The organism is Leisingera sp. F5, from assembly GCF_001593695.1.
In genome coordinates this window covers 1-2,163 of record NZ_LUKH01000542.1, presented here as the reverse complement: position 1 = coordinate 2,163, position 2,163 = coordinate 1, and the positions used below count along the sequence as shown (strand labels likewise).

At 63.5% G+C, this 2,163-nt stretch carries 2 protein-coding genes, 1 pseudogene and 1 riboswitch; of the genes and pseudogenes, 1 reads left to right on the top strand and 2 read right to left on the bottom strand.

What is annotated here, in order from left to right; genetic code table 11:
• Window positions 1-178 precede the first annotated feature (178 nt).
• Window positions 179-328: riboswitch (FMN riboswitch) on the top strand.
• Window positions 329-406: 78 nt separating this feature from the next.
• Window positions 407-844 (top strand): 6,7-dimethyl-8-ribityllumazine synthase, encoded by a 438-nt coding sequence (locus A2I95_RS33005; RefSeq protein ID WP_291736626.1) that lies wholly within the window; start codon window positions 407-409, stop codon window positions 842-844.
• Here A2I95_RS33005 and A2I95_RS33000 read toward each other — a convergent pair.
• Together A2I95_RS33000 and A2I95_RS32995 are read right to left on the bottom strand one after the other, a co-directional pair.
• Window positions 841-1,533 (bottom strand): ATP-binding cassette domain-containing protein, encoded by a 693-nt coding sequence (locus A2I95_RS33000; protein WP_291736624.1) that lies wholly within the window; start codon window positions 1,531-1,533, stop codon window positions 841-843. The two genes, A2I95_RS33005 and A2I95_RS33000, sit on opposite strands and share 4 nt — an antisense overlap.
• Window positions 1,520-2,163, bottom strand: a pseudogene (locus A2I95_RS32995) (thiamine/thiamine pyrophosphate ABC transporter permease ThiP); the annotation flags it as partial. The pseudogene A2I95_RS32995 and the gene A2I95_RS33000, both read right to left, overlap by 14 nt.

Genomic DNA, 2,163 nt, shown 5'->3' with positions numbered 1-2,163 from the left:
GTGGAAGGATCTGGCGTCGCTCAAAGCCTTCGCGGGCGAGGACTACACCAGCCCGCACATCGACCCGGCTGAGGCCGAACTGGTCGAGTCGCGCATCATTAAACACTATGACCTGGTGGAAACCTGAACTCATTGTGAAATTCCCGCTTGCAGGCATCCCTGCTGCTTGGCACAGTCCCGCCGTTCTCAGGGCGGGGCGGAATTCCCCACCGGCGGTAAGCGGGCCAATCCCGTAAGCCCGCGAGCGGCTTCCAAGGATTTGGAAGTGTCAGCAGATTTGGTGCAACTCCAGAGCCGACGGTCACAGTCCGGATGGAAGAGAACGTGCAGAAGGGCGGCGCCAGGAACGCGCCCGTCTGTTCGTGATCGCCTTGGGTGACGTGTCAGAACCAAAGGAGATTACGATATGACACACACCCGCTATGCCTTCATCAAGGCGCAATGGCATGCTGATATTGTTGACCGGGCGCTGGAAGGGTTTTTGCAGCTGATCCCGGAAGCGCAAGTCGACGTCTTCGACGTGCCCGGCGCCTTTGAAATGCCGCTGCTGGCGCAGGAGCTTGCCAAGACCGGAAAATACGCCGCCGTGGCTTGCGCCGCATTGGTGGTGGATGGCGGCATCTACCGGCATAACTTTGTCGCCCAGGCAGTTGTCGACGGGCTGATGCGTGCAGGCATGGAAACCGGAGTGCCGGTGCTGTCGGTCTCGCTGACCCCGCATCAATTTCAGGAAACCGATCACCACGTCGCCATCTACCGCCAGCACTTCATTCAAAAAGGCAAAGAAGCCGCCTGCGCCGCGCTGATGATCACCAAAACTCGAGAAGCGGCGCTGGCCGCCTAACCCAAATAGGCCTTCAAGGCAGGCGGCGGGTTGTCCAGCAGCTCCGCCGTCTGTTGCGGCGGATGCGCCGTGCCATCCGTCACCAGGACCACCTGATCTGCAATCCGGCGCGCATCATCCGGATCGTGGCTGACCATCAGCACCGTGGCACCGCTTTCGCGGGCCAGCTCCGCGACCAGATCCAGCATCTCTGCCTTCAACGCCGGGCCAAGCGCGGCAAAGGGTTCATCCAGCAGCAGAATGCCCCGCCCCTGCACTAGAACCCGCGCCAGTGCCACCCGGCTTTGCTGCCCCCCGGACAGCGCCGCAGGCTTGCGTGTACCCATGCCGCCAAGGCCGACCCGCTCCAGCGCTGCATCGACCCGGCTCCACTCCGCCCGGCTCAGCCGAAGGTTGGCATGCAGCCCCAAGCCGACGTTTTGCGCCACGGCCAGATGCGGAAACAGGTTGCCGTCCTGAAACAGCATCGCCACCGGCCGCTTGCCCGGCGGCCAGTTGGTCATGTCCGCGCCCTTCCACAAGATACACCCGCGGGTGACAGGCAGGAAACCGGCCACAGCCTCCACCAGCGTGGATTTCCCAGCACCGGAGGGGCCGATCACCGCCACGCAAGCACCGGGCGCGATCTTCAGATCCGCCTCGACCGCATAGTCGCCGTTCATGATCCGGCAGTTCTCAAGCCTCAGCATGCCAGCGTCCTCCGCGGTCCAAAATCCAGAATGCGCCCATCGACAGCATCAGCAACAGAAGCGCCGCACCCGCCGCTGCCTCCATCCGGTACGCCCCCATCAGCCGGTAGATCTGCAAGGGCAGCGTTGCAAAATCCGGATCAGCAAACAGCGCCACCACCCCCAGATCTCCCATCGACAAAGCCGCGGCCAGCCCGGCGGCAAACCCTGTCTGCGCCCGCATCCGGGGCAAGTAAACCCTACGGACAAAAGCCCAGTCCCGCATGTCCAGCGACAGCGACAGCCGGCCATAGCGCGCCAGCACCTCGCTGGCGCGGGGTACCAGGATCCGCATGGCAAACGGCAGCGCCATCACCGCATTGACCAGCGCCGTCACCGGCACAGCCAAAACAAAGGGATCGGCAACGGGGTAGATCAGGATGAACAGCCCGGTGCCGATCACCAGAGGCGAGGCCGCGAGGCCCAGAATGCCCGACAGTTCAGTCATGCCGTTGCGCCCGGCAGCCACCGCGGCGGCCATCGGCAGGGCCAGCGCCAGCAGGATCAATGTGCTGATCGCAGCAACCAGTATTGAGTTTCCAGCGGCCTGCCAGATACTGCTTTTCAAATCTGCCAGCCCCGGCAGTCCCG

Coding starts and splice junctions, on each gene's coding strand:
- A2I95_RS33005 (WP_291736626.1), top strand. CDS start 407: ATGACACACACCCGCTATGCCTTCATCAAGGCGCAATGGCATGCTGAT.
- A2I95_RS33000 (WP_291736624.1), bottom strand. CDS start 1,533: ATGCTGAGGCTTGAGAACTGCCGGATCATGAACGGCGACTATGCGGTC.